The organism is Geotoga petraea, from assembly GCF_900102615.1.
In the GTDB taxonomy this organism is placed as follows: Bacteria; Thermotogota; Thermotogae; order Petrotogales; family Petrotogaceae; genus Geotoga; species Geotoga petraea.
In genome coordinates, this window is record NZ_FMYV01000006.1 from 62467 (window position 1) to 85024 (window position 22558).

General features: G+C 31.8%; 21 protein-coding genes and 1 tRNA gene. 10 read left to right on the forward strand and 12 right to left on the reverse strand.

The features are described 5' to 3' along the window. Window positions 1–16 precede the first annotated feature (16 nt). The 8 genes from BLS00_RS07845 to BLS00_RS07880 all read left to right on the forward strand — a co-directional run bounded on the left by BLS00_RS07845 (window position 17) and on the right by BLS00_RS07880 (window position 7865). The gene (locus BLS00_RS07845) at window positions 17–919 is read left to right on the forward strand and encodes a YitT family protein (RefSeq protein WP_091404547.1); all 903 of its coding nucleotides are present in this window, start codon (window positions 17–19) and stop codon (window positions 917–919) included. A 22-nt stretch (window positions 920–941) separates the two neighbouring features. Then, a complete protein-coding gene (locus BLS00_RS07850) occupies window positions 942–2294 on the forward strand; it encodes a hemolysin family protein (RefSeq protein ID WP_091404550.1) in 1353 nt (450 codons plus the stop codon). After that, window positions 2275–2679, forward strand: a complete 405-nt coding sequence (locus tag BLS00_RS07855) for a cytidine deaminase (RefSeq protein WP_244885744.1) — start codon at window positions 2275–2277, stop codon at window positions 2677–2679. Before BLS00_RS07850 ends, BLS00_RS07855 begins: the two co-directional genes overlap by 20 nt. Then, a complete protein-coding gene (locus tag BLS00_RS07860) occupies window positions 2669–3823 on the forward strand; it encodes a fused response regulator/phosphatase (protein ID WP_091404554.1) in 1155 nt (384 codons plus the stop codon). The genes BLS00_RS07855 and BLS00_RS07860 overlap by 11 nt, the downstream gene beginning before the upstream one ends. Window positions 3824–3921: 98 nt before the next feature. Continuing rightward, entirely contained in the window at window positions 3922–4473 is a 552-nt protein-coding gene (locus BLS00_RS07865) for an NUDIX hydrolase (RefSeq protein ID WP_091404557.1), read from the forward strand. Further along, window positions 4470–5930, forward strand: a complete 1461-nt coding sequence (gene gltX, locus BLS00_RS07870; protein WP_091404558.1) for a glutamate--tRNA ligase — start codon at window positions 4470–4472, stop codon at window positions 5928–5930. The genes BLS00_RS07865 and gltX overlap by 4 nt, the downstream gene beginning before the upstream one ends. Next, window positions 5920–7332 (forward strand): cysteine--tRNA ligase, encoded by a 1413-nt coding sequence (gene cysS / locus BLS00_RS07875; protein WP_091404561.1) that lies wholly within the window; start codon window positions 5920–5922, stop codon window positions 7330–7332. The genes gltX and cysS overlap by 11 nt, the downstream gene beginning before the upstream one ends. A 65-nt stretch (window positions 7333–7397) precedes the next feature. Then, complete coding sequence (locus BLS00_RS07880; protein WP_091404563.1) at window positions 7398–7865, forward strand: chemotaxis protein CheX; 468 nt, start codon at window positions 7398–7400, stop codon at window positions 7863–7865. Window positions 7866–7927: 62 nt separating this feature from the next. On the opposite strand, the gene BLS00_RS07885 is transcribed toward BLS00_RS07880, so the two are convergent. The 8 genes from BLS00_RS07885 to BLS00_RS07920 all read right to left on the reverse strand — a co-directional run bounded on the left by BLS00_RS07885 (window position 7928) and on the right by BLS00_RS07920 (window position 15454). Continuing rightward, window positions 7928–9955 (reverse strand): alpha-amylase family glycosyl hydrolase, encoded by a 2028-nt coding sequence (locus tag BLS00_RS07885; protein ID WP_091404566.1) that lies wholly within the window; start codon window positions 9953–9955, stop codon window positions 7928–7930. Between the two features lie 31 nt (window positions 9956–9986). Then, window positions 9987–10074 (reverse strand) — tRNA-Ser (locus BLS00_RS07890). Between the two features lie 41 nt (window positions 10075–10115). Next, entirely contained in the window at window positions 10116–10847 is a 732-nt protein-coding gene (locus BLS00_RS07895) for a hypothetical protein (RefSeq protein WP_091404567.1), read from the reverse strand. Between the two features lie 97 nt (window positions 10848–10944). Then, window positions 10945–11631, reverse strand: coding sequence for a 6-phosphogluconolactonase (gene pgl, locus BLS00_RS07900; protein ID WP_091404569.1), 687 nt, complete (start codon window positions 11629–11631; stop codon window positions 10945–10947). A 4-nt stretch (window positions 11632–11635) separates the two neighbouring features. Further along, the gene (gene zwf, locus BLS00_RS07905) at window positions 11636–13138 is read right to left on the reverse strand and encodes a glucose-6-phosphate dehydrogenase (RefSeq protein ID WP_091404571.1); all 1503 of its coding nucleotides are present in this window, start codon (window positions 13136–13138) and stop codon (window positions 11636–11638) included. Next, entirely contained in the window at window positions 13135–14106 is a 972-nt protein-coding gene (gene gnd / locus BLS00_RS07910) for a phosphogluconate dehydrogenase (NAD(+)-dependent, decarboxylating) (RefSeq protein WP_091404573.1), read from the reverse strand. Before gnd ends, zwf begins: the two co-directional genes overlap by 4 nt. 128 nt (window positions 14107–14234) lie before the next feature. After that, window positions 14235–14858, reverse strand: coding sequence for a deoxynucleoside kinase (locus tag BLS00_RS07915; protein WP_091404575.1), 624 nt, complete (start codon window positions 14856–14858; stop codon window positions 14235–14237). Window positions 14859–14860: 2 nt separating this feature from the next. Further along, window positions 14861–15454 carry a deoxynucleoside kinase gene (locus BLS00_RS07920; RefSeq protein ID WP_176759873.1) on the reverse strand — a complete coding sequence of 198 codons (594 nt, stop codon included), beginning with the start codon at window positions 15452–15454 and terminating at the stop codon, window positions 14861–14863. Window positions 15455–15802: 348 nt separating this feature from the next. On the opposite strand from BLS00_RS07920, the gene BLS00_RS07925 reads away from it, so the two are divergent. Beyond that, window positions 15803–16993: an FprA family A-type flavoprotein gene (locus tag BLS00_RS07925; protein WP_091404580.1), complete on the forward strand. Its 1191-nt coding sequence runs from the start codon at window positions 15803–15805 to the stop codon at window positions 16991–16993. Between the two features lie 36 nt (window positions 16994–17029). Here the strand turns inward: BLS00_RS07925 and BLS00_RS07930 are convergent, their stop codons facing one another. The 3 genes from BLS00_RS07930 to BLS00_RS07940 are packed head-to-tail and all read right to left on the reverse strand — an operon-like array spanning window position 17030 to window position 19439. Further along, on the reverse strand, window positions 17030–17680 hold the full coding sequence (locus tag BLS00_RS07930; protein ID WP_091404583.1) for an ABC transporter permease: 651 nt from the start codon (window positions 17678–17680) through the stop codon (window positions 17030–17032). A 1-nt stretch (window position 17681) separates the two neighbouring features. Continuing rightward, window positions 17682–18773, reverse strand: a complete 1092-nt coding sequence (locus BLS00_RS07935) for an ATP-binding cassette domain-containing protein (protein WP_091404585.1) — start codon at window positions 18771–18773, stop codon at window positions 17682–17684. A gap of 9 nt (window positions 18774–18782) precedes the next feature. Then, window positions 18783–19439 (reverse strand): ABC transporter permease, encoded by a 657-nt coding sequence (locus BLS00_RS07940; RefSeq protein ID WP_091404586.1) that lies wholly within the window; start codon window positions 19437–19439, stop codon window positions 18783–18785. Window positions 19440–19680: 241 nt separating this feature from the next. Between BLS00_RS07940 and BLS00_RS07945 the strand changes: the two genes are divergently transcribed. After that, window positions 19681–21855, forward strand: a complete 2175-nt coding sequence (locus tag BLS00_RS07945; protein ID WP_091404588.1) for a sodium-translocating pyrophosphatase — start codon at window positions 19681–19683, stop codon at window positions 21853–21855. 61 nt (window positions 21856–21916) lie between these two features. On the opposite strand, the gene BLS00_RS07950 is transcribed toward BLS00_RS07945, so the two are convergent. After that, a complete protein-coding gene (locus BLS00_RS07950; protein WP_091404590.1) occupies window positions 21917–22426 on the reverse strand; it encodes a type 1 glutamine amidotransferase domain-containing protein in 510 nt (169 codons plus the stop codon). Window positions 22427–22558: the final 132 nt, after the last annotated feature.

Genomic DNA, 22558 nt, shown 5'->3' on the forward strand with positions numbered 1-22558 from the left:
ATAAAGGGGGCAGGAAATGACAAAAAATTCAAAAAGTATAGATATCAAAAAAGAAGTATTCGATTACTCTATAATCACCATAGGCACTATACTTACAGCTGTTGGTATAGTATTATTCCTTGTCCCTTACAATATAGTGGCAGGCGGAGTCAGTGGACTTGCCATAGTAATGAATGAATTATTTGGTTGGTGGGTAGGCTTACAAATGATAGTCTACAACCTTTTTTTGTTTGCGTTAGGTTTTAAATTATTGGGAATGGGTTTTGGTGTAAAGAGTATATATAGTGCTATAGCTCTTTCTCTTTTTACAGACTTATTTCAACAAGTGTTTAAGATGAACGAAATACTACCAAATATGATTAATCAAACACAAAATCCTGGATTAGACATGATGCTGATGACGGCTGTATATGGAGCCATTATAACTGGAACTGGTATGGGACTTGTAATTTGGAGAGGAGCCACTACAGGCGGAACTGATATACTTGCTATAATATTCAATAAATATTTCCACGTTTCAGTTGGTACTGGTTTATTAATTGCAGATTCCGTAATTACAGCCTCTTCGATATTAATAAGTCCTATACTACCAATGTATGGTATCATAACAATTTTCATAATGGCAAGGACTATAGACGGTATTGTGACAGGATTAGAGTCGACAAAGACTGTTTTGATAATAAGTGACTATCATGATAGAATAAAAGAGATGATATACAAAGAATTAGACAGAGGAATAACATTCATAAAAGGTGCCGGTGGGTATACTAATAAAGACAAAGAGATTATGATGGTTACCATATCAAGATCTGAAGTCGGTATGTTGAAAAACAACCTACATGAAATAGACGAAAATGCTTTTGTAATAATACTTCCAAATAATGAAGCTTTAGGTTATGGGTTTAAAAAAATAAAATAAATCAAGGCAGGTGTATGACAGAGTGGATGACCCCCAAAGTGGTGAACTGATTTACACACTTTTAGCAATACTGGTTTTACTTGTATTATCTGGATTTTTTTCAGGTTCAGAAACTGCGATGACTGCTTTAGGAAGAGGGAAAATAAAAGATTACCTGGAAAATGAGAATGATGAGAAAAAGAAAAAGAAATTAGAGAAATTTATGCATAGACCAAATCAATATCTAACAACTATTCTAATTATGAATAACATTGTTAATATTTTGGCATCATCTTTGACAACTGTTTTTGTTGTTAATTTATTTCCTGGTTCACAGGGTACTGCAGTTGGTATCGCAACTGGATTTATGACTTTGCTGATTTTAATTTTTGGTGAAATAACTCCAAAAGTATTTGCCAGAGAAAATAGGGAGAAGTTTTTTAGTTTTGTATTTAATCCAATACATTTTTTAAATTTGATTTTGACCCCTATTGTTTGGGTACTTGTAAAAATCACAAATGTTGTTATTAAAGCTTTTGGCGGGGAAAAAATTGATCAAGCTCCTCCTTTTATAACAGAAAGTGAAATTATGACATATCTTGACATGGGACACGAAGAAGGCGTAATAGAAAAATACGAAAAATATTTAATGCAAAGATCACTTGAAATGAGAGATACCTCGGTTAAAGAAATCATGACTCCGAGAGTAGAAATTGTTGCAATGGAAGACAATGAAACGCTTGTAGACCTAATTAAGACAATTAACGAAGAAGGATATTCAAGACTTCCTGTATTTAAAGAATCTATGGACACGATAATTGGAATCTGTTATGCTAAAGATATTTTCAAACTTTTAGATAAAACAGACGATTTAAGTTCTTTAAAAAAAAATGAAATAACAAATCTAATGCATAACCCTTCATTTGTACCCATTACAATGAAAATAAATGATGTACTCAAATTGTTTCTTGCAAACCATACACATATGGCAATTGTTGTTGATGAATACGGCGGAACAGCAGGCTTAGTTACGCTTGAAGATATAATAGAAGAATTAACAGGAGAAATACTCGATGAATACGACGATAAGGTTGAAGAATCAAATATAGTAAGAATAGATGATTATAGCCTTTTAGTAAATGGTTCTACTCCTATAAACGATATAGAAAGAGAATTTGACATAGACTTTCCAGAGACAGAGTTTGAAACTATTGGGGGATTTCTTTTAGAGCAACTTGAAAGATTTCCTAAACCAGGAGAAAATATAGTATTTGATAACTTTGAATTTGAGGTAATATCTGTCACAATAAACAGAATTGATAAAGTTAAAGTCACATATTTGATTCATAGTGAAGAATATGAAGGTGATGGCAAAAATGGACAAGCAAATGATTGACACATTATATAAAAAAGCATTGGAAGTAAGAGAAAATGCTTACGTTCCGTATTCTGATTTTAGAGTTGGAGCTGCGCTTTTAACTGAAGATGGAGAGATATATTTAGGAGCAAATGTAGAAAATGCCTCATACAGTCTCAGTATTTGTGCTGAAAGAAACGCTATATTCAAAGCCAATGCTGATGGGAAAAGAAAGTTCAAAGCTTTGATGGTTGTTGCAGATACTGAAAGACCTATAAGTCCTTGTGGAGCTTGCAGACAAGTAATGGCTGAGTTTGGAGATTACGATGTATACTTGGCTAATTTAAAAGGCGATATAAAAGAAGCGACCTCTTTTGAGCTTTTGCCTTACAATTTCAACAAGGAAGATATGGATGAAAAATAAAGAAGAAGATCATTACAAGGTATTAGTAATTGATGATTCTTATATAAATAGAGTTTTTATAAAAAAGCTTATAAATACTTTTTTACCAAACTATCATTATATAGAAGCAGATTTGGGACTACTGGGAATAGAAAAAGCAAAACAGGAAAAACCGGACGTCATTTTGCTTGATATTATGATGCCTGATTTAAACGGATATGAAGTTTGTAAAAAAATAAAATCAGAAGAAGAATTAAAAGAAATTCCCATTCTTTTTATCAGTGCTTTGAATGACATAGAAGACAAGACAAAAGGTTTTGAGGTAGGTGGAGTTGATTACATAACAAAACCAGCACATTCAAAAGAGATAATAGCAAGAATAAAAACGCACTCCAAGTTATATAGAATTCAAAGAGATCTAAAAGAATATGTTAACAAAGTTGACAGAGATTTGAAAATGGCTCAAAAATTTCAAAGAGAAATGCTTCCCACAAAAGAAACCTTTGATGGTTTAAATATAAAATGGGATTTTCAGCCATCTTTTAACGTTTCTGGAGATATTTTTGGAATAATAGAAAAAAAAGATGAGACCTTTGTTTATATCGTCGATGTTTCTGGACATGGAGCTGCCTCTGCAATGCTTTCATTAATCATAAAGAGAGAGATAGAAAGTGTAATTGTGGATAAAGGGAATTCAGACCTTAGAGAGATTCTTTTTCAGCTTGATGATAAAGAAAAATCTCTTTTTTCTGATGGAGTATATTTTACAGCGGCCATCGTAAAGTTGGAAGATGATAAAATTACAATTTGTAATGCAGGGCACATATCCCCTATAATATATAAAAATGGAGAAATAGAGACATTTAAAAACAACAATTTTCCTTTGGGAATGGGACTTATTGACAAAAAAGAGAAAATAATTTTAGACGAAACGTCTTTCAATAAAAATGATATATTCGTAATGTTTACAGATGGTTTAGTTGAAGCAGAGAACAAAGAAGGAAAACAATTTGGAGATCAAACGATAAGGAATATATTAAGAGAAGGGGATTTTGAAGATATTACGGATATTATAGAAAAAATTAAAAAAGAATTTTCAGATTTTTTAAATGAAGAGAAACCTGAAGATGATATAACTTTATTAGTGGGTAAAAAAGTTAAATAAATTCTAAAAATCAGCCTTAATTTATTAAGGCTTTTTTTAAAAATAATTTGTAGAAATAGAAATCAAAGATTTCTATAAAAAAACAAAAGAGGTGCCTTATGAAATTTTACGAGAAGGAATTGAATAAAAATGTTATTTTTCAAGGTAATATAATAGACATGGAAAAATACGACATAGAGTTACCAAACAAGAAAAAAGCCACAAGAGAGGTTATAAGGCATCCTGGAGCGGTGGGGGTTCTTGTAATAGATGATGAGAATAAAATATGGCTTGTAGAACAATACAGATTTCCAATAGCACAAAATCTTTTGGAAATACCAGCTGGAAAAATGGATCATGGAGAATCTCCAGAACAAACTGCAAAACGAGAACTCAAGGAAGAAACAGGGATTGTTTCAGAAAATTTGATTTCTCTTGGCAAAATATATACAACAGCTGGTTTTTCAGACGAAGTTATTTATCTTTATTTGGCAAAAAATATAACGATTTCATCTCAAAAATTAGACGATGATGAATTTTTAGATATAATTAAGTTGGACTATGAGGATTTTAAGAAAAAAATTTTAAAAAATGAGATCACCGATTCAAAAACACTGGCAGCGTTTGCCAGGTATGAATTATTAAAACAATCACAGGAGGGAAATATATGATAAGAACTCGATTTGCACCAAGCCCGACGGGATATTTACATGTTGGAGGAGCCAGAACAGCTCTATTTAATTTTTTATATTCAAAACATGAAAAAGGTACTTTTGTTCTAAGAATAGAAGATACCGATATAGAAAGATCAACCATAGAATCAGAAAACCAACTTATCGATGCAATGACATGGCTGGGATTAGACTGGGACGAAGGGCCAAAAATGGAAGGAGATTTTGGACCTTACAGACAATCAGAGAGAATAGAAATATACAGAGAGAAAGCAAATGAATTAATTGAATTGGGTAAGGCGTATGAAGCATATATTTACCCTGAAGAAATTGATAAAATAAAAGAAGACCTACTTTCTAAAGGAAAACCACCACATTTTACCGAAGAGATGATATCTCAATTCAATTCTGAAGAGAGAAAAGAAGAATATATGAAAAAATACAAACATCCAGTTGTATTTTTCAAAATGCCAAGAAAAGATTATGTGTTAAATGATCTGATAAAAGGTGAAGTGACATTTAAAAATGGTGCTGTTGGTGATTTCATTTTGATCAGAAGTAATGGCCTTCCTACATACAACTTTGCAGTTGTTGTTGATGATATGATGATGAAAATATCACACGTTATTAGAGGAGATGACCATCTTTCAAATACTTTGAGACAAATAGCTGTTTACGAAGCATTTGAAGTTGAAGTACCTAAATTCGCACATGTTTCTATGATTCTTGGACCAGATGGTAAGAAATTGTCTAAAAGGCATGGAGCCACATCAGCAGAAGAATTTAGAAATAGGGGATATCTTCCCGAAGCTGTTCTTAATTATTTGGCTCTCTTGGGTTGGTCCCATCCAGAAGGCAAAGAAATTTTAACATTAAACGAAATTATAGATAATTTCACTTTTGATAGAGTAAATTCAAGTCCGGCTGTATTCGATGAAAAGAAATTAAAATGGATGAATGGAAATTACATTAGAAGTGCCGATACAGATAGAATACTAAAACTATCTATTCCTTTCATTATAAAAGCTGGTGTATTAACAGAAGAACAATGTGAGGGCAATAAAAAATGGCTAAAAGAAGCTATAGAACTTGTAAAAACATCTGTTGAAGAACTATCAGAAGTACCAGATGAAATTTCTATTTTTATAAAAAATTTTGAACCAGATTTGGAAAACAAAGAATTCATTGAATATTTAAACGCAGATGGAGTTAAAAATGCTTTTAGAATAACTCTGGATAAGTTTAACAACGATGAAGATTGGACTGTTAGCACAGTTTTAGACAACTTAAAAATAGCTATGAAAGATGCCAAACCAGCAAAAAAACCTTTTTACATGGCATTGAGAAAAGCGTTAACAAATCAATTTCATGGACCTGATCTTGTTAGATCTGTACACTTAATAGGGAGGGCAAGAGCCATTGAAAGATTGGAAATGGTGATAGAAAATGAATATTAAGATTTTTGATAGTTTGAAAGGGCAATTAGTTGATTTTAAGCCTATTCAAAAAGATAAAGTCACTATGTATGTTTGTGGACCAACCATATACAATTACGTTCATGTTGGTAATGCGAGACCGATGATTGTTTTTGATGCATTCAGAAGATTTTTGGAATATTCTGGTTATAAAGTGGTTATGGTTCAGAACTTTACAGATATAGACGACAAATTGATCAATAAAGCTAATGAAGATGGAACTACAATAGACGTAATTGCAAATAGATTTATAAACGAATATTATAGGGACGCCCTTAAACTTGGCGTAAGGTCAGCCAATTTCCATCCAAAAACAACAGATTATGTCCCTCAAATAATAGAGTTTATAAAAACTCTTATAGAAAAAGGCTATGCCTATGAAGCTAAAAATCACGATGTTTACTTTAACGTCAGAAAGTTTAAAAAATATGGAGAATTATCTCATAGAAAAGTAGATGACATGAGAGCAGGATCTCGCATTGAAGTAAACAGCGACAAAAAAGATCCCTTAGACTTCACTCTTTGGAAAACATCTAAAAAGGGAGAACCTTTCTGGGATTCTCCTTGGGGAAAAGGTAGACCTGGATGGCACATAGAATGTTCAGTTATGTCTACTGAACTGTTAGGGGATACTTTTGATATTCATGCGGGTGGAAATGATCTCATATTCCCACATCATGAAAACGAAAGAGCCCAATCTCTTGCCAAAACAGGTAAAGAATTTGCAAACTACTGGATGCACAACGGTATGATAAAATCTTCTGGAGACAAAATGTCAAAATCCATAGGTAATATATGGCTGGTTAGAGAGCTTTTAGAAAACTTTGATGCTGATACAGTGAAATTCTTCATACTGTCAAAACATTACAGAGCACCTTTGGAATTTTCCGAAGAAGGGCTAATATCTCAAAACAAGTCAGTTGTAAGGATAAAAGAGACCCTAAAAAAAGTAGAAGAAAAATACGATAACTATGTTCCAAATATAAATTGTTCAAAAAATATGAAAGAAATTATAGAAGAAGCTAATAAATACTTGTCTGACGATTTCAACACACCAAGAGTTATAGCAATGATATTTGACTTATCAAAAGAATTGAACAAAGCAATAAATGACAATGAAGAAAAGAAAATTTTAGAAATATATCATTTGATAAAAAATAATTTGGGCCCAATATTGGGGTTGTTTGAAGTTCCAGAAAATTCAAGTGGTGGTGAAAACATAGTAGATTTTTTAATACAAGAACATATTCAAATTAGAAACCAAGCAAGGGAAAACAAAGATTTTGATACTGCAGATAAAATAAGGGATGATCTTTCTAAAAAAGGAATAATTCTTAAAGACACCCCGGATGGAACTGAATATAGTATAAAAAATAAACAATGAATATTTATATAAAGTAATAAAATGATATAATTTAATAAGTATATATTTTCCGGAGGTGTTTGCTAATGATAGATGTAAAAGTAGTTAACGCTGTTTTAAATTCATTGGTTACGACATTTAAATCAGCAGCAAAAACGGATATAAAGATAGATAAACCCCAGTTAATGAGCAAAATTGATAAGAGCTATGAAGTAGTTACCACTATTGGATTTAATGGAGTATTAGAGGGTAATTTAATTTATACCTTGAATGAAGAGTCAGGTAAAAACATAGTAAACAATATGATGGAAGGCATGATGCAAGTAGATTCTATGGATGATATGGCTTTATCAGCTATTGGTGAACTTGGAAATATGATTTCGGGTGCAGTAGCCATTTCTATGGAAAAAATAGGTTATTCTATAAATATAACTCCTCCTTCTGTTGTTGAAGGAAAAGAGATGAAAGTTTCTGTAGATGGAAATATTTTGAAGTTCAAGGGATTAATAGATGATACAAAAGAGATAGATCTTTATCTGGTTGTAAAAAGATAATAGTCCAGCATAAAAAGAAGATGCTTAGATTATATTCTAAGCATCTTCTTTTTATTAAAGTATTATTTAATTTCAAAAACTCTTGCTTCAAAAGGATTTATTGTAATTTTTAATCTTCCATCTTGAATTTCCCAGTTGCTTTCTCCTCTTCTGTAATTTTCTACAAGCGTAGTAATTTTGTGATACCCTTTCCAAGTGTGGAATCCAAGGTCAATATCAAAGAAGAAAGGAAATTCATCACTCAAATTAACAGGTATTAAAATGCCTTTTTGCCCATTCCAATAGAAGAAAACAAAAGCTTTCTCTCCAAAGTCAATGAATCTAAAACTGTTCATATCTGAAGTTAGATCAACGTATTTTTCTTTTATAGTTCCCAAGAGTTTTAACAGTTTGACCATGTGATGGTCGGTGTCCCAATGTAAAGCATACCAATCAAAAAACGCAAGCTTGCCATAGAACTGATCGTTTGGTGGTAACTGTTTAAACTTTTCTTCTACAGGATCTTCAAAATCTAAACCTGTATTCATAGGTTGTGGTTCAAAAATTTCGTATCCTGAATTAATAAATGTAATTCCATTAGGCATAAATGTGTTTAGCACTGCTGAAAGTTTGGAAAACTTTTCTCCGTAAACTCTTGTTACAGCTCTTGGAGAATCTGGTGTTTCTGCAGTTGCAAAAGCAGGCGTTACTAACTCAGGCATGATTTTTTGTGAGAATTTTTTAAGCCAACCTTCATCTACTCTTGGTTCTGACCACCAAGAATTGCCAAGAATACCGTCGTATCCGTTGTTTTTTGCCCTTTTATCATTGTCCATATTTAATTCTTCTGCAATTATAGCAAAAGCTGGATCGTATTCTTTTGCTTTTTTAATGATCATCCCTTCTAACTCATCTGGTAAAGCGTGGCCCATATCCAATCTGGCGCCGTCTATTCCAAAATTTCTTTGGTAAAATGGCATAATATCAGCTATGATTTTCCACAATTCTTCGTTTTTTTCTGTCCCAGGAAAATTACTTGATTTAATCACATCGAATAAAACGTATGGCGGTTGATCATCAGAAACAAATTTCTGAGCTGCAGATGGATGAGTTTTAAATAGCCTTAAAAAAGTCACGTCATCCCATGGAGGCTGTGGATCATTTATCCAATCAGAAAAACCAGGAACTGTTATAACTTTAAATTCTTTTGCTATTTCATCCAAGAAATCAGGATTATCTTTGTTGTTTTTAACAAATTTTCCCCATTTTTTTGGATTTTGAGTTTTTGGATCCCACCTGAACTTTTTCAAATGCTTGATTACTTCTGGATCGTTGTAAAGAGTTTCCAAATTATCTTCAGAAGGTAATTCAAACTTCAAAGATTTAATTTTCGGTGGTTTAAATGAGTTCAATTCTTTTACGTCTATCCAATAGAACCAATCTGGGTGCTCCAAAATAAGCCTGTTATCTCTTGCAGAAGTTCTTGGGACAAAGTCAAGCATAACTTTGATTCCCATAATATGAGCTGCTTCTACAAAAGCACCGAATTGTTCATTTGGGGTAAATTCATTGCCTAAAAGAGTGTCTTTATAATCTTGTTCAACACTAAAAAAGTCTTTTACAGAATATGGAGAGCCAACTTCCCCTTTTTTGAACTTGTTAGACGATTGGCTAATAGGTAGTAAATATATACAGTTTACATTGTATTGTTTTAGATATGGTAACAAAGAGATCATTTTTAAGAAAGTACCTGATTCGGTGTATCCCTTTTTATCAACGGGCATAAAAATTGAAGAATTATCGTGAGTATAAGCAGCAGTTGCCCTCACATGAGCCCCATAAATAACAGATTTTTTAATCCAATCAGCTGATTTTTCACCGGTTACAAATGATAGTGGTTTTGAGTAATCGTTAGTTGATTCACGGTTTTTTATAATTTCTTCTATTATTTTTGAATGGAATTCATAAGGATTAACAAAAAACTTTCTACCTTTTAATTTTACCTGTCCTTCGTATCCTTCTGGCATCCATCTTTTCGGTATTGCATAATCATAATTTCCTTGATCTACTTTTTCCTTAAGATGTTCCAAAACTTTATTTAATACTTTCATGGTTAGCCTCCTCAGAAACTATATCTATTTTTGGCGGAGACGGTGGGGTTCGAACCCACATGAGACAGAGTCTCACCGGTTTTCGAGACCGGCCCCTTAGCCAATTCGGACACGTCTCCAAATAAAAATGCTTTCGAATAATTATATCATAAAGATTTTATTAAATAACGTGTTCTATTTTATCGTAAACATTTTTTAAAATGGTTTTTAATTCATCATTTTCTTTCTTCAACAATTCGTTTTCTTTTTTTAATTTTTCGTAATCAGCGTTTTTTACTGAGCAAGATTCTTTTTTTTCTGACTCTTCAAGAACTTCATGCTCTTTTATGGCTCTTTTCATTATATCCAGTATGAATTGAGCAGCTTCTTTGTTGTTTGTGTGAATAGAGTGAAATATGATTACGTTGTAAGTTGGTATTATGTCTTCTGAATTATCGTATTTATTTTTAAAAAGATTTTCTATTATATCTGCTTCAGATTTCTCTTTGAAATCTTTTTTCAATATTTGCAATTTTCTATCATAGTCTTTCATAAAAAGTTTGTATATTTCGGAAAATGATTTTTCAAAAAATTCTTCTTTTGGAAAATGTGAATTTTCAGATATTTTAGAGAAAAGATCAACATAGAATCTTCGAAGAATCTCCAAAGGTTTTGGCCTTTCTTTTTCTGGGTCTGCATACCTTTCTGCAAACATTTTAGCTAATTCTAAGTTCATTAAAAAATTGCTACCAAAACAATCGATTAAGAACATTATATAATAGCTTTTTTTCTTTCCAAGTTTATATAGTTGGTCTAAGTCATCGTAGTTTTTATCTACATAATGGGTTACTTTGTTTATCGTTTCCATTACAAAGGATTTATAATTGCTGAATTCAAAAGGCACAAAATACATGAAATCCCCCCCTCATTTCATTTTCTGTAGCTTCTAAATTAATTATACATTATTTTTTTGTGAATATAAAAAATAAATCAATGCTTTATGCATTGATTTATTCTCTCATAAATATATATTTGGTTTTTTTACTCTCTATTTTTTCAACCGGATATTTTTTTTCTTCATTTTGAAAAATTAAGTGTTGAATTATTTTTTCTTTGTTTTTAAACTTTGAAAATACCACTATTTTTTCAGCTCTATTTATCAAATTGAATGTTATTGAAACTCTATGTGTTTTCGGATTTCCGTAATTTTCAACATAATCAATCAGCTTTTCGCTATTCAGTATCTCAGAATCAGGGAATAAAGAGGCAGTGTGTCCATCATCCCCCATTCCTAAAAGCACCAAATCTGGAGAAGTAGCTTTCTTTTGCCTAATAATTTTTTCGTAGTTTTCTACACTTTTGTCTATACTCAAATCAGTTTTAACGGGATACAAATGTAAATCGTATCCCTTCAAATGATCAAAAAAGTGTTTTTTTGTATTTCCAAAATTACTATCAGATGAATCATAAGGTAAAAACCTTTCGTCCCCAAAAAAGAAGTTGATTTTATCCCACTTTATTTTTTGATGCGATTTTTTAGAAATAATATAATCGTATAATTCAAGAGGAGTTGAACCTCCAGAAAGAAAAACATTAAATTTTTTTTTGTTTTTTATAGCGTTAAAATAACTTTTTTTGAAGATATTATATACACTTTTTAAATAAGACATCTTATCATCATAAATAAAAATACTCATATAATCATTCCCCTGGATTTACCCAATTATCTTCATTGAACAAGCCTTCTGAAATATCAGGCCCCCAAGAACCAGATTTATAAAAATGTAAAATATCTGGATTGTTGTCCCATTCTTGTAGAATTTCATCTATTATTTCCCAACTTGTTTCCATGGCATCTGATCTTACAAAAAGAGTTTGATCGTCCAAAATTACATCTAAAAACAATCTTTCGTAAGCTTCTGGTGGGTCAAAGTCGAAAAATTCAGAATATCTAAAGTCCATATTCAAATCGTTTAAACATAATTTAGAGCCGGGTTGTTTTGCCTGTAAGTTTAAGCTAAAACCTTCGTTAGGTTGAATGTTCAAAGTTAAAATATTTTTGTGTGGTTTCAGCTTATTTTTTGAAAATATGGAAAAAGGAACTTCTTTGAAATGGATAGATATTTGACTGTTTTTTAATTTTAATCTTTTCCCCGATCTCAAATAAAAAGGGACACCACTCCATCTCCAATTATCTATATACATTTTTGCAGCTACATAAGTTTCTCTTTGAGAATTTGGATCAACATTTTTTTCATCTCTATAAGCTTTTACCTTTTCTCCATTTATGGTTCCTTCTATATATTGGCCTTTAATTATTTTTTTGTTAATGTCTTCTACCTTTAAGGGTCGAACGGATTTTAAAAGTTTATATTTTTCGTCTCTCACACTTTCAGCATCAAGCTGAGCAGGTGGTTCCATTCCTACCAAAGCAAGGAGTTGAAGCATATGATTTTGAAACATGTCTCTTAAAAGGCCAGAATTTTCAAAATATCCAGCCCTTGAACCAATACCCAAATCTTCAGTAACGTTTATCTGAACGTGATCAATGTACTTGTAATTCCATATAGGCTCAAAAATAGTGTTGGCAAATCTAAACATAAGAATGTTTTGAACAGTTTCTTTACCCAAATAATGATCTATTCTGAATATTTGTTCTTCTTCTAAATAATTATGTAGTTCTTTGTCTAATCTTTTAGAACTGTTAAAATCACTTCCAAAGGGTTTTTCAACTATCACCTTTGGAAATATAGTATCAGTTTTTTTAAGCATGCCATTATTTCCAAGTTTTTTTATTATATCCATATAAACTATTTGAGGAGTTGCAAAGTAGAACAATCTGTTGTAGTTTGTCTTGTGTTTTTCATCGAGCTCATCCATCTTTATTTTCAAATTTTGATATAAATTTTTGTCTGTATAGTCTCCATTTAAATAGTAAATTTTTTCTAATAATTTATTAACTTCTTTATTAGATTTATTCAAAGCATCTTTTATAAGTTCTCTATATGATTCACTATCTAAATTTGTTCTGCCAACTCCAAGTATATATGTGTTTTCAGACAATAGGTTTCTTTTTTGTAAGTTGAACAGTGAAGGTATGAGTTTTTTTAATGTCAAATCACCACTTCCACCAAATATTACAATTGAAGCGGGATCTCCTTTTATATCTTCACAAGTTTCAGAATTATTTATAGTTTCTTTCATTTTTCATCACTCTTTTGGGGGTTTGCTGCTTGAATTTTTCCAGCACCAGCTTTTTTTGATTTTACAGTTTCTTCTTTTGAGTATATTACGTGACCGCCAAACTGGTTTCTCAAAGCTGCAACAACTTTGTCAGAAAACACATCTTCCTGTCTTGATTGGAATCTTTTGAAAAGAGAATTACTAATAACAGGAACTGATACCCCCGATTCAATAGCTGCGTTTACAGTCCAGCGAGCTTCTCCTGAATCTTCTACATATCCTTGGATTTTATCAAGCTCTGCATCTTCCTTAAAAGCATTTTCTATAAGTTCAAGTAGCCAAGACTTTATAACACTCCCATGATTCCAAATCTTAGAAACTTCTGACATATCAATGTTCCCATATTCAGAGGCCTTGAGAACTTCAAATCCTTCACCATAAGCTTCCATAAGTCCATACTCAATTCCATTGTGAACCATTTTAACAAAATGTCCAGCACCTGTGGGACCGCAATACATGTAACCATCTTCTGGAGCTAAGGATTTTATAATAGGCAACATACGATCGTAAATTTCTTTTTCTCCGCCAATCATTGTTGAATAACCCCTGGTCAATCCCCAGACACCACCAGAAATTCCAGCATCTACATAGTGAATGCCCAATTTCTTGAATTCTTCAAACCTTAATTTATCTTTTTTGTAGTGGCTGTTACCCCCGTCTACTAATATGTCATCTTTTTCCAAAATATCTTTTAATTTTTCAAAATATTTATCTGTAACTTCACCTGCTGGAAGCATTGACCAGACAATTCTTGGTCTATCCATTTTCAAAATGTCTTCGAGTTTTTCTGCAACAATAGCCCCTTCTTTTTCTAATTCTTTCGCTTTTTCTATAGTTCGGTTATGAACCCAAACTTCGTGTCCATCGTTTAATAATCTTTTTGCCATATTTTTACCCATTCTACCTAAACCAATAATAGCAATTTTCATAAAAGCCCTCCTAAATAACGTGTAGATATCCCCGGCAATATAAACACGATTAAAATTATTTCATTTAAATTGTATCACTTTTAGATTTAATTTATTAAAATGAGTTATAAAAATACGGTTAAGGGGTATTATGCGTTTTTGTATATTTTGTTCTCTATCTTTTCAATCAATTCATCCACAAAATTTTCGTGTTCAACAATATCGTTTTTATTTCCATCAACGATCAACAAATTAGAATGGTTGTATTTTGATATCCACAATTTGTAAAGTCTATCGAGCTGTTTCCAATAATCATCTGGGACTTGCATTTCCATTTTTCTCCCTCTTTTAGCGATCCTGTTTTTGATAGTTTCCACGTTGGTATCAATGTAAATTGTCAAATCTGGTTTTTTGATAAATTCCAACATCGTATAAAAAATATCTCTGTAAGCTGAGTATTCTTTATCTGTCATTTTACCAGTTAAATGTAGATTTTTAGCAAAAATCTCTGCATCTTCATAAATAGTTCTATCCAAAATAGCATTTTTCCCAGATTCAATTATTTTTTTAATACTCTTAAATCTATGAAACAAAAAATATGTTTGAAGATGATAAGACCATTGTTTCTGATCATAGTAAAAGTCTTCTAAAAAGGGATTATCATCGACAGATTCGTAATAAGGAAGAAAGTTCATTTTTTCTGACAAAATCCTTGTATATGTAGATTTACCCGCACCAACATTACCAGCTAAAACGATCATCTTTGCACTCATATCTATACCTCCATATATTTTTTTATTTTATTGACTAAATTGTCTAATTGCTTTTCATCAAAAACGTTAAATTCATTAGCGTCAATAAGGATAACGTTATCCATATCTTTTAAATATTTTTTGTAGTTTTTATTCAAATTTGCCAAATAATTTTTGTCCAATTTTATTTCCATGGATCTATTTCTTTTTTTTATTCTGTTTACCACAGTATCTACAGATGTATCTAAATAAACTATCAAATCACTTCTTGCAGATTTGATATTCAAAATGTTATAGATTGATTTAAATTTTTTTAATTCTTCTTTGTTTTTAATAGTTGTTTCAGCAAAAACAAGGTTTTTAAACATATCATAATCTGATATAATAAGACCGTCTTGATTGTCATTTTTAAGTTGAGAATATCTTGAAACAAGAAAAAACATCTCTGTTTCAAAAGCCACATCAGCTTTTTCATACAATAAAGAAAGATAAGGGTTTTTTTCAAACTCTTCAAGAATTAAATAATCTGCATCCATTTTTTCAAAAAGTGCGTTTGCCAAAGTCGTCTTTCCAGAACCAATGTTTCCTTCTAAAGTTATTTTATATTTTTTGTTCATTTTAATCCCTCCTACTTCTATATATCGTATCATATATAAACTAAAAATACAATATATGGTAAAAATTTTCAGTTAGAAGAAGGAACTTGAAAGAATGGAAATCAGAGACTTCTGTTGTTAGAAGCTGGTTGTTAGTGGTTAGAAAAAACATTAAGATTAAGAAAAATATTTAACCAAAAACAAACAACAAAAAATCACAACCAAAATGCATAGCATTTTATCTTAAAAAAATCCTGATTAAAATATTTTCAAAAATTTACTCACCCTTTTAATTTTGATAAAATATGATATAATTTTTGAGGAAGAAAATATAAGCTAATAATTACACTATACAAGGAGGTTTTAGAATTGAACGGTTTTTTAAATATCACAGATGATGTTTTTTATGTAGGTGTAAACGATAGAGATACCCATCTTTTTGAAAACATGTGGCCTTTAGATAAAGGGGTATCTTATAATTCCTATATCATAAGAGATGAAAAAAACGTACTTGTAGATACGGTAAAAGTAACTAAAATTAGGGAATTTTTAGAAAAGGTAAGAAGTTTATTAGATGGTCAAAAGATCGACTACTTAGTTATAAACCATATGGAACCAGACCATTCAGGTTCTATAACAGAAATTTTGGAAGAATACCCTGATTTGAAGATAGTTGGAAACAAAAAGACTTTTGAATTTTTAGAAAATTTTTACGGTGTAAAAGATAACCTCTATGAAGTAAAAGACGGAGACGAACTCGATATTGGAAACCACAAATTAAAATTTGTCATGACTCCTATGGTTCATTGGCCAGAAACTATGATGACATATGAAACTACAGAAAAGATTCTTTTTTCTGGTGATGCTTTTGGTGGATTTGGAACTTTGGACGGCGGAGTTTTTGATGATGAAGTTAACCTTGAATTTTATGAAAGTGAAATAAGAAGATACTATTCAAATATAGTTGGTAAATATTCTATGATGGTTCAGAGGGCTTTAAAAAAATTGGAAGGTGTAGAAGTTAAATATGTTTGTGCCACACACGGCCCAGTTTGGAGAGATAACCCATCAAGAATAATAGATATTTATGATAAATGGAGTAGATATGAAACAGAAGAAGGGGTAGTTATAATTTATGGTTCTATGTATGGAAACACAGAGCATATGGCTGATTATTTGGCTAGAAAACTATCCGAAGAAGGAATAAAAAACATAAAGATAATGAATGTTTCAAAGGTGCACCTTTCTCATTTAATAAATGAAATTTGGAGATTCAAAGGTATTATTTTAGGAAGTTGCACATACAACACCGGACTTTTCCCTCCGATGGAAGAGTTGGCACATTGGTTAGAACACACAGGAATTAAAAACCATGTAATGGGTATTTTTGGAACATACGGCTGGTCAGGAGGCGGTGTTAGTACCCTTGAAAAATATGCAGAAAAGATGAAAATGCCTTTAGTGGGTGAATCTGTAGAAGCTAAGTTATCGGCAAATAGAGAAGATTTGAAGAAGCTGAACGAATTGGCTAAAAATATGGCTAAAGCTGTTAAAGAATAAAAAACAAAAGCTGTGAATGCAAAATTCACAGCTTTTTTAATTTATAAGGCGTAATCCTTTTGAAGTCAAACTTTTTTCAATGAATGCGAGTATTACATCTGTAAAAATTGCCATTAGAGAAACTGGTATAGCACCGCTTATAATCATTGCATAATCAAAATAAGAAAGACCTATGAAAATAATTTCTCCCAATCCTCCAGCACCGACAGCCGAAGCTATAGTAGTAGTTCCTATGTTAATTATAGCTGAATTTCTCAATCCAGAAAAAATCGTTGAAATGGAGTTTGGTATTTCGATAGACCACAAAACTTTATTTTTAGTCATCCCCATTCCTTTTGCAGCTTCTATCATTTTTTTATCCACACTTAACAAACCAGAAGCGGTGTTAAAAACAATTGGCACTAATGAATATAGAAAAAGGGCAAAAATAGAGGGAGCTGCTCCTATGCCCATAAAGACAAAAACAAGAGCTATTACTGCAATTGAAGGAACAGATTGGGTAATGCTTGTTATAGAGAGAACTACTTTTCCAACTTTTTGTCTTCCTGGTCTGCTGACAAAAATACCTATGGCCATTCCAACTATTATTGCAAGAACCCAAGAGGTTAAAAATAGATAAGTGTGTTGAAAAGTTTTTGTCATTATATAACCAAAATTTTCTGTCATATAAGTGATTACATCCTGCATATCACTCACCACCAGAGTTTATCTTTTTGAATATAGAGCTGAAGTCTATTATACCAACTACTTTATTGTCGTTATCTACTACTGGTAATGTGCTTACTCCTGCTCTAAGCATTATATTTAAAGCATCGAAAAGGCTTAAATGATTCTTTAATTTATACGTTTTCATGATACTTTTCAAATTTTTATTATCCCCTAAATTGTTTAATCCTCTATTTTCAACAAAACCAAAAAATTTATCGTTTTTTGTTAAAATTATTATTTTTGAATCTTCTTGTTTTGCTTTTTCTAAGTCAAATTTATCAACGTCATATGTTTTTGGTATTTCAGATAAAGAATCAGAAACCTTCAAAAATTCTAGAGTTTTGAACTCACTGTCCTCCCCCAAAATATTTCTAACAAATTGATTTTTTGGGTTTTTAACAACTTCCAGAGTGGACCCTTCTTGTTCTACTTTCCCTTGATTAAGTATGACAATTCTGTCTCCAAGTTTTATAGCTTCTCTAATATCATGTGTCACAAAAACTATAGTTTTTTGTATTTTTTCTTGAATTTCTAAAAAACCATCTTGCAAAGTTTCTCTGTTTATTGGGTCTATGGCTCCGAAGGGTTCGTCCATAAGCAAAATATTCGGGTCTGCTGCCAAGCCTCTTGCAACACCAACTCTTTGCCTTTGACCTCCAGATAATTGAGCAGGATATTTTTTGGCATTTATGGATGGATCTAAATTCACCATATCCAACAATTCATAAACTCTGTTTTTTATTTTGGCTTCATCCCATTTCAACAATCTTGGAACAACAGCTATGTTGTCAAAAACGGTCATGTGAGGGAACAGTCCAATTTCTTGTATAACATATCCCATGCTTCTTCTTAAATCGATAGTGTTTATGTTATCAATTGATTTTCCATCGATTATTATGTCTCCAGATGTTCTTTCTATAAGCCTATTCAACATTTTTAGGATGGTAGTTTTTCCACAACCAGAAGGACCTATTAGAACAGATAATTTTTTATCTTGAAATTCTAAGTTTATGTTATTTACCGCAGTGAAATCATTATAATTTTTTTTGAGATTTTTTAATTGTATTGACATAAGTTCCTCCTATTCTTTTATTTTTAGTCCCTTTGGTGTTATAAGATCTTCAAAAAGCATCAATCCATAATTACTCAAAATCCCTAATATAGATACCGCCAAAACTCCAGTTATAACCATTTCATATCTTGATCTGGTTAAACCAGCAAAAATAAAATAACCTAAACCCCCTGCAGCTACAAAGTATCCAAGTGTAGCAACACCAACCCCCATGACTACAGCATTTCTTACACCAGACATAATAATGGGAATAGACAGTGGAAGTCTAATTTTTAACAAAATTTGAGTATCAGTCATGCCCATCCCTTTTGCAGATTCAATTGTATTTGGGTCCAAAGATCTGGCGGCAACAACTGTGTTTCTTATTATTGGCAAGAATGAATAAATTGTTAAAGCAATAACAGCTGGAGTAATGCCTAATCCAGCGTTGAAAGGGGCTAAAGCAACAACCATTATTCCAAACAACGCTAATGATGGTATAGTCATTAAAACGCTTGCAATATAAATAATTATATTGGCTAATTTTTGATTTCTTGATATGAAAACACCTATGGGTACGCCTATGCCTATCGAAAAAGGAAGGGATAGACCGATTATTTTTAAATGATTTAATAACTCAGCTGAAATGGAGCTCCAATTTGTGGTTATGTAATCCCATATATTCAATTGAAACATCTCCTTTTTTAATTAAGCAATACTACAATTATTATAGCATAAATAAAAACTATGATTTATTTTATAAGAATTAGTTAGCTAATGGAGAACTATCGATTTATACAATTCCTTATTGAAAAATATTATGAATAATCTAATTTTTTTCAATTCCAAAAAAAGAGTAAAATTATAATGGGCTAATATTTATAGTTTTATAGTTTTTCTCATTTTCAAACCAAACGGAGGTGTTCTAATGAATGGCTTATGGGTTTTATTAATAGTACCAGTATTTGCACTTTTTTTAGCAAGACTTAATTTCAAACGTGTACTTAAGTTGCCTGAAGGAACAAAGGAAATGCAGGAAGTGGCAAAAGCTATAAGGGTAGGAGCTAACACTTTTATCAACCATGAATACAGAATGATTTCTATCTATGTGGTTTTTATTGGAATTGGTTTGTCAATATTAATAGATTGGTATGTAGGAATTGCTTTTGTTTCGGGAGCATTGATGAGTGCTCTTGCTGGAATGGTGGGTATGAAAATTGCAACCTATGCTAATGTGAGGGTTGCTAATGTTGCAAGAGAAGAGAGAAAAATTGGTAAAACTTTAAAAACAGCTTTCACAGGCGGTAGTGTAATGGGACTATCTGTTGCTGGATTTGCCTTGACAGGATTGATATTGATGTATGTTATTTTTGGTGATATTTTTGGACAATTAAATCCAGAAAATATTGTCATAAGAATAAATTGGTTGAATATTAACTATATTCCATTCACTATGACCGTATCAGGATATGCTTTAGGTTGTTCTATAATAGCTATGTTTGACAGAGTTGGTGGAGGTATTTATACAAAAGCCGCTGATATGGGAGCGGACTTGGTAGGTAAAACAGAATTAGCTTTACCAGAAGATGACAGAAGAAATCCTGCTACAATAGCAGACAACGTTGGAGATAATGTTGGTGACGTTGCAGGACTTGGAGCAGATTTACTTGAAAGTTATATTGGTTCTATTATTTCAGCAGTTGTTTTGATATTATATACAAATTTTCTTTTGGGACCAGAACAATTTTCGCACGATTCAACAATAAAGTTATCTCTGTTTCCGTTGTTTTTTACAGCTTTAGGGTTGATCTCTGCCATGATAGGAATTATGTACATAATATTTAGAAAAAATTCAGAAAATCCACATGGAGAGTTAAATAGATCGCTGTTTATGTCAGCGTTTTTGACTCTTGTTTTTACTTTTGTTATGACATGGTTTTATTTAGGGGGAATACCTGCAGAAGAGCTTGATACAATTGGCTTTAAATTTGGATTTTTATCTCCTTGGATATCAGCTGTAGTTGGTATAGTTGTTGGAATAATTATTGGATTGTTAGCTGAGTATTATACCAGTGAAAAATATAAACCAACTCGAAATTTATCTGAATTTGCAAAAGGCGGGCCAGCTATAGTAATCACAAAAGGATTAGCTCTTGGTATGAGGAGTGTTTTCTTGCCTGCATTCATGCTTATGCTTGGTATTTTGATTTCATATGAAATGTCTGGTTTATACGGAGTTGCGATGGCAGCAATAGGAATGCTTTCTTTTGTAGCTGCAACTGTATCAGTTGATTCTTATGGACCAATAGCAGATAACGCAGGCGGAATAAGTGAAATGACAGGCTTACACGAATCTGTAAGGAAAATAACAGATAAATTAGACTCAGTTGGTAACACAACTGCAGCTATAGGGAAAGGATTTGCAATAGGTTCCGCTGGATTGGCAGCTCTATCACTATTTGCATCTTACATATATGCCCAAGCGGGGCCAGGGGATTCTGGCATAGTTAATCTAAACCAAGTTTTACAATTGAATTTGATTAGTTCTAAAACAATATCAGGGGCAATATTTGGTGCATCACTCCCATTTTTCTTTAGTGCTTTTTTAATAGACGCTGTTGTAAATGCTGCTAATAAAATGGTTTCGGAAGTTAGAAGACAGTTTAAGGAAATTCCTGGATTGATGGAAGGTAAAAGTGATCCAGATTACGAAAGATGCATAAGAATTAGTTCTGAAGGTTCTTTAAAGGAAATGAAAATACCTGCTTTTATATCTGTAGCCACACCTATAATTAGTGGATTTATATTTGGCCCTGACTTTGTTGGTGGATTATTAGTAGGAACAACATTAAGTGGTATAATGCTTGCGATATTCTCTGCCAATTCTGGAGGAGCTTGGGATAATGGTAAGAAAAATATAGAAGCCGGAAATGTTGAAGGCGAAGGAAAAGGCAGCGATGCTCACAAAGCATCCGTTGTAGGAGATACAGTTGGAGACCCTTTGAAAGATACAGTAGGCCCTTCACTTGATATTTTGATAAAAATAATGTCAGTAACTTCTTTAATAATGGTATCGGTTTTCAAAGTTTATCACCTATTTTAAAAGATAAAAAAATAACCCCCTCAAATTTGAACTGTTCCATATCAATTTGAGGGGGGTTATTTTAATTCAGTTTTTTTAAAGTTTCTTCTATAAATATCGGTAAATCTCCAGGATGTCTACTCGATACCAAGTTATCATCTATAACAACTTCTTTATCCTGATACTCTGCTCCAGCATTTTTAATATCCTGAATAACAGCCTTGTACCCTGTTAAAATTCTCCCTTTTAGAACGTCTGCTGTGACAAGAAGTTGAGCAGCATGACAAATCAAAAATATTGGTTTATTTGTTTCAGCAAATTTTTTGGTGAATTCCACTGCATCATCGTTGGCTCTTAAATGATCCGGAGAATATCCTCCAGGTACTAAAAGCGCATCAAATTCTTCTGGGTCTGCATCTTTTGCAGCTTTGTCAATGATAACTTCTGTATTGTCTTTTTTTCCATAAACTTTTTTACCTTCTTTAACACCTATATGTATGATTTCGTGTCCAGCTTTTTTGTAAGCTTCTACTGGTTTTGAATATTCCACATCTTCAAATAAGTCATCAATAATAACAGCTACTTTTGCCATTATTTTCACCTCCAATACAATTATATCAATTTTTATCTGATACAAAAAATGGTTTTAGATATTTACTTTATTGAACAAAATTACCATAAAGAATTAAATAAAAGAATTAATATGTATTGTTAATTATTGTTA

What these genes read in the sequence shown, in the direction of transcription:
- BLS00_RS07845 (WP_091404547.1), top strand. Translation starts at nt 17, where the DNA reads ATGACAAAAAATTCAAAAAGTATAGATATCAAAAAAGAAGTATTCGAT.
- BLS00_RS07855 (WP_244885744.1), top strand. Translation starts at nt 2,275, where the DNA reads ATGGACAAGCAAATGATTGACACATTATATAAAAAAGCATTGGAAGTA.
- BLS00_RS07860 (WP_091404554.1), top strand. Translation starts at nt 2,669, where the DNA reads ATGAAAAATAAAGAAGAAGATCATTACAAGGTATTAGTAATTGATGAT.
- BLS00_RS07865 (WP_091404557.1), top strand. Translation starts at nt 3,922, where the DNA reads ATGAAATTTTACGAGAAGGAATTGAATAAAAATGTTATTTTTCAAGGT.
- gltX (WP_091404558.1), top strand. Translation starts at nt 4,470, where the DNA reads ATGATAAGAACTCGATTTGCACCAAGCCCGACGGGATATTTACATGTT.
- cysS (WP_091404561.1), top strand. Translation starts at nt 5,920, where the DNA reads ATGAATATTAAGATTTTTGATAGTTTGAAAGGGCAATTAGTTGATTTT.
- BLS00_RS07880 (WP_091404563.1), top strand. Translation starts at nt 7,398, where the DNA reads ATGATAGATGTAAAAGTAGTTAACGCTGTTTTAAATTCATTGGTTACG.
- BLS00_RS07885 (WP_091404566.1), bottom strand. Translation starts at nt 9,955, where the DNA reads ATGAAAGTATTAAATAAAGTTTTGGAACATCTTAAGGAAAAAGTAGAT.
- BLS00_RS07895 (WP_091404567.1), bottom strand. Translation starts at nt 10,847, where the DNA reads ATGTATTTTGTGCCTTTTGAATTCAGCAATTATAAATCCTTTGTAATG.
- pgl (WP_091404569.1), bottom strand. Translation starts at nt 11,631, where the DNA reads ATGAGTATTTTTATTTATGATGATAAGATGTCTTATTTAAAAAGTGTA.
- zwf (WP_091404571.1), bottom strand. Translation starts at nt 13,138, where the DNA reads ATGAAAGAAACTATAAATAATTCTGAAACTTGTGAAGATATAAAAGGA.
- gnd (WP_091404573.1), bottom strand. Translation starts at nt 14,106, where the DNA reads ATGAAAATTGCTATTATTGGTTTAGGTAGAATGGGTAAAAATATGGCA.
- BLS00_RS07915 (WP_091404575.1), bottom strand. Translation starts at nt 14,858, where the DNA reads ATGAGTGCAAAGATGATCGTTTTAGCTGGTAATGTTGGTGCGGGTAAA.
- BLS00_RS07920 (WP_176759873.1), bottom strand. Translation starts at nt 15,454, where the DNA reads ATGAACAAAAAATATAAAATAACTTTAGAAGGAAACATTGGTTCTGGA.
- BLS00_RS07930 (WP_091404583.1), bottom strand. Translation starts at nt 17,680, where the DNA reads ATGCAGGATGTAATCACTTATATGACAGAAAATTTTGGTTATATAATG.
- BLS00_RS07935 (WP_091404585.1), bottom strand. Translation starts at nt 18,773, where the DNA reads ATGTCAATACAATTAAAAAATCTCAAAAAAAATTATAATGATTTCACT.
- BLS00_RS07945 (WP_091404588.1), top strand. Translation starts at nt 19,681, where the DNA reads ATGAATGGCTTATGGGTTTTATTAATAGTACCAGTATTTGCACTTTTT.
- BLS00_RS07950 (WP_091404590.1), bottom strand. Translation starts at nt 22,426, where the DNA reads ATGGCAAAAGTAGCTGTTATTATTGATGACTTATTTGAAGATGTGGAA.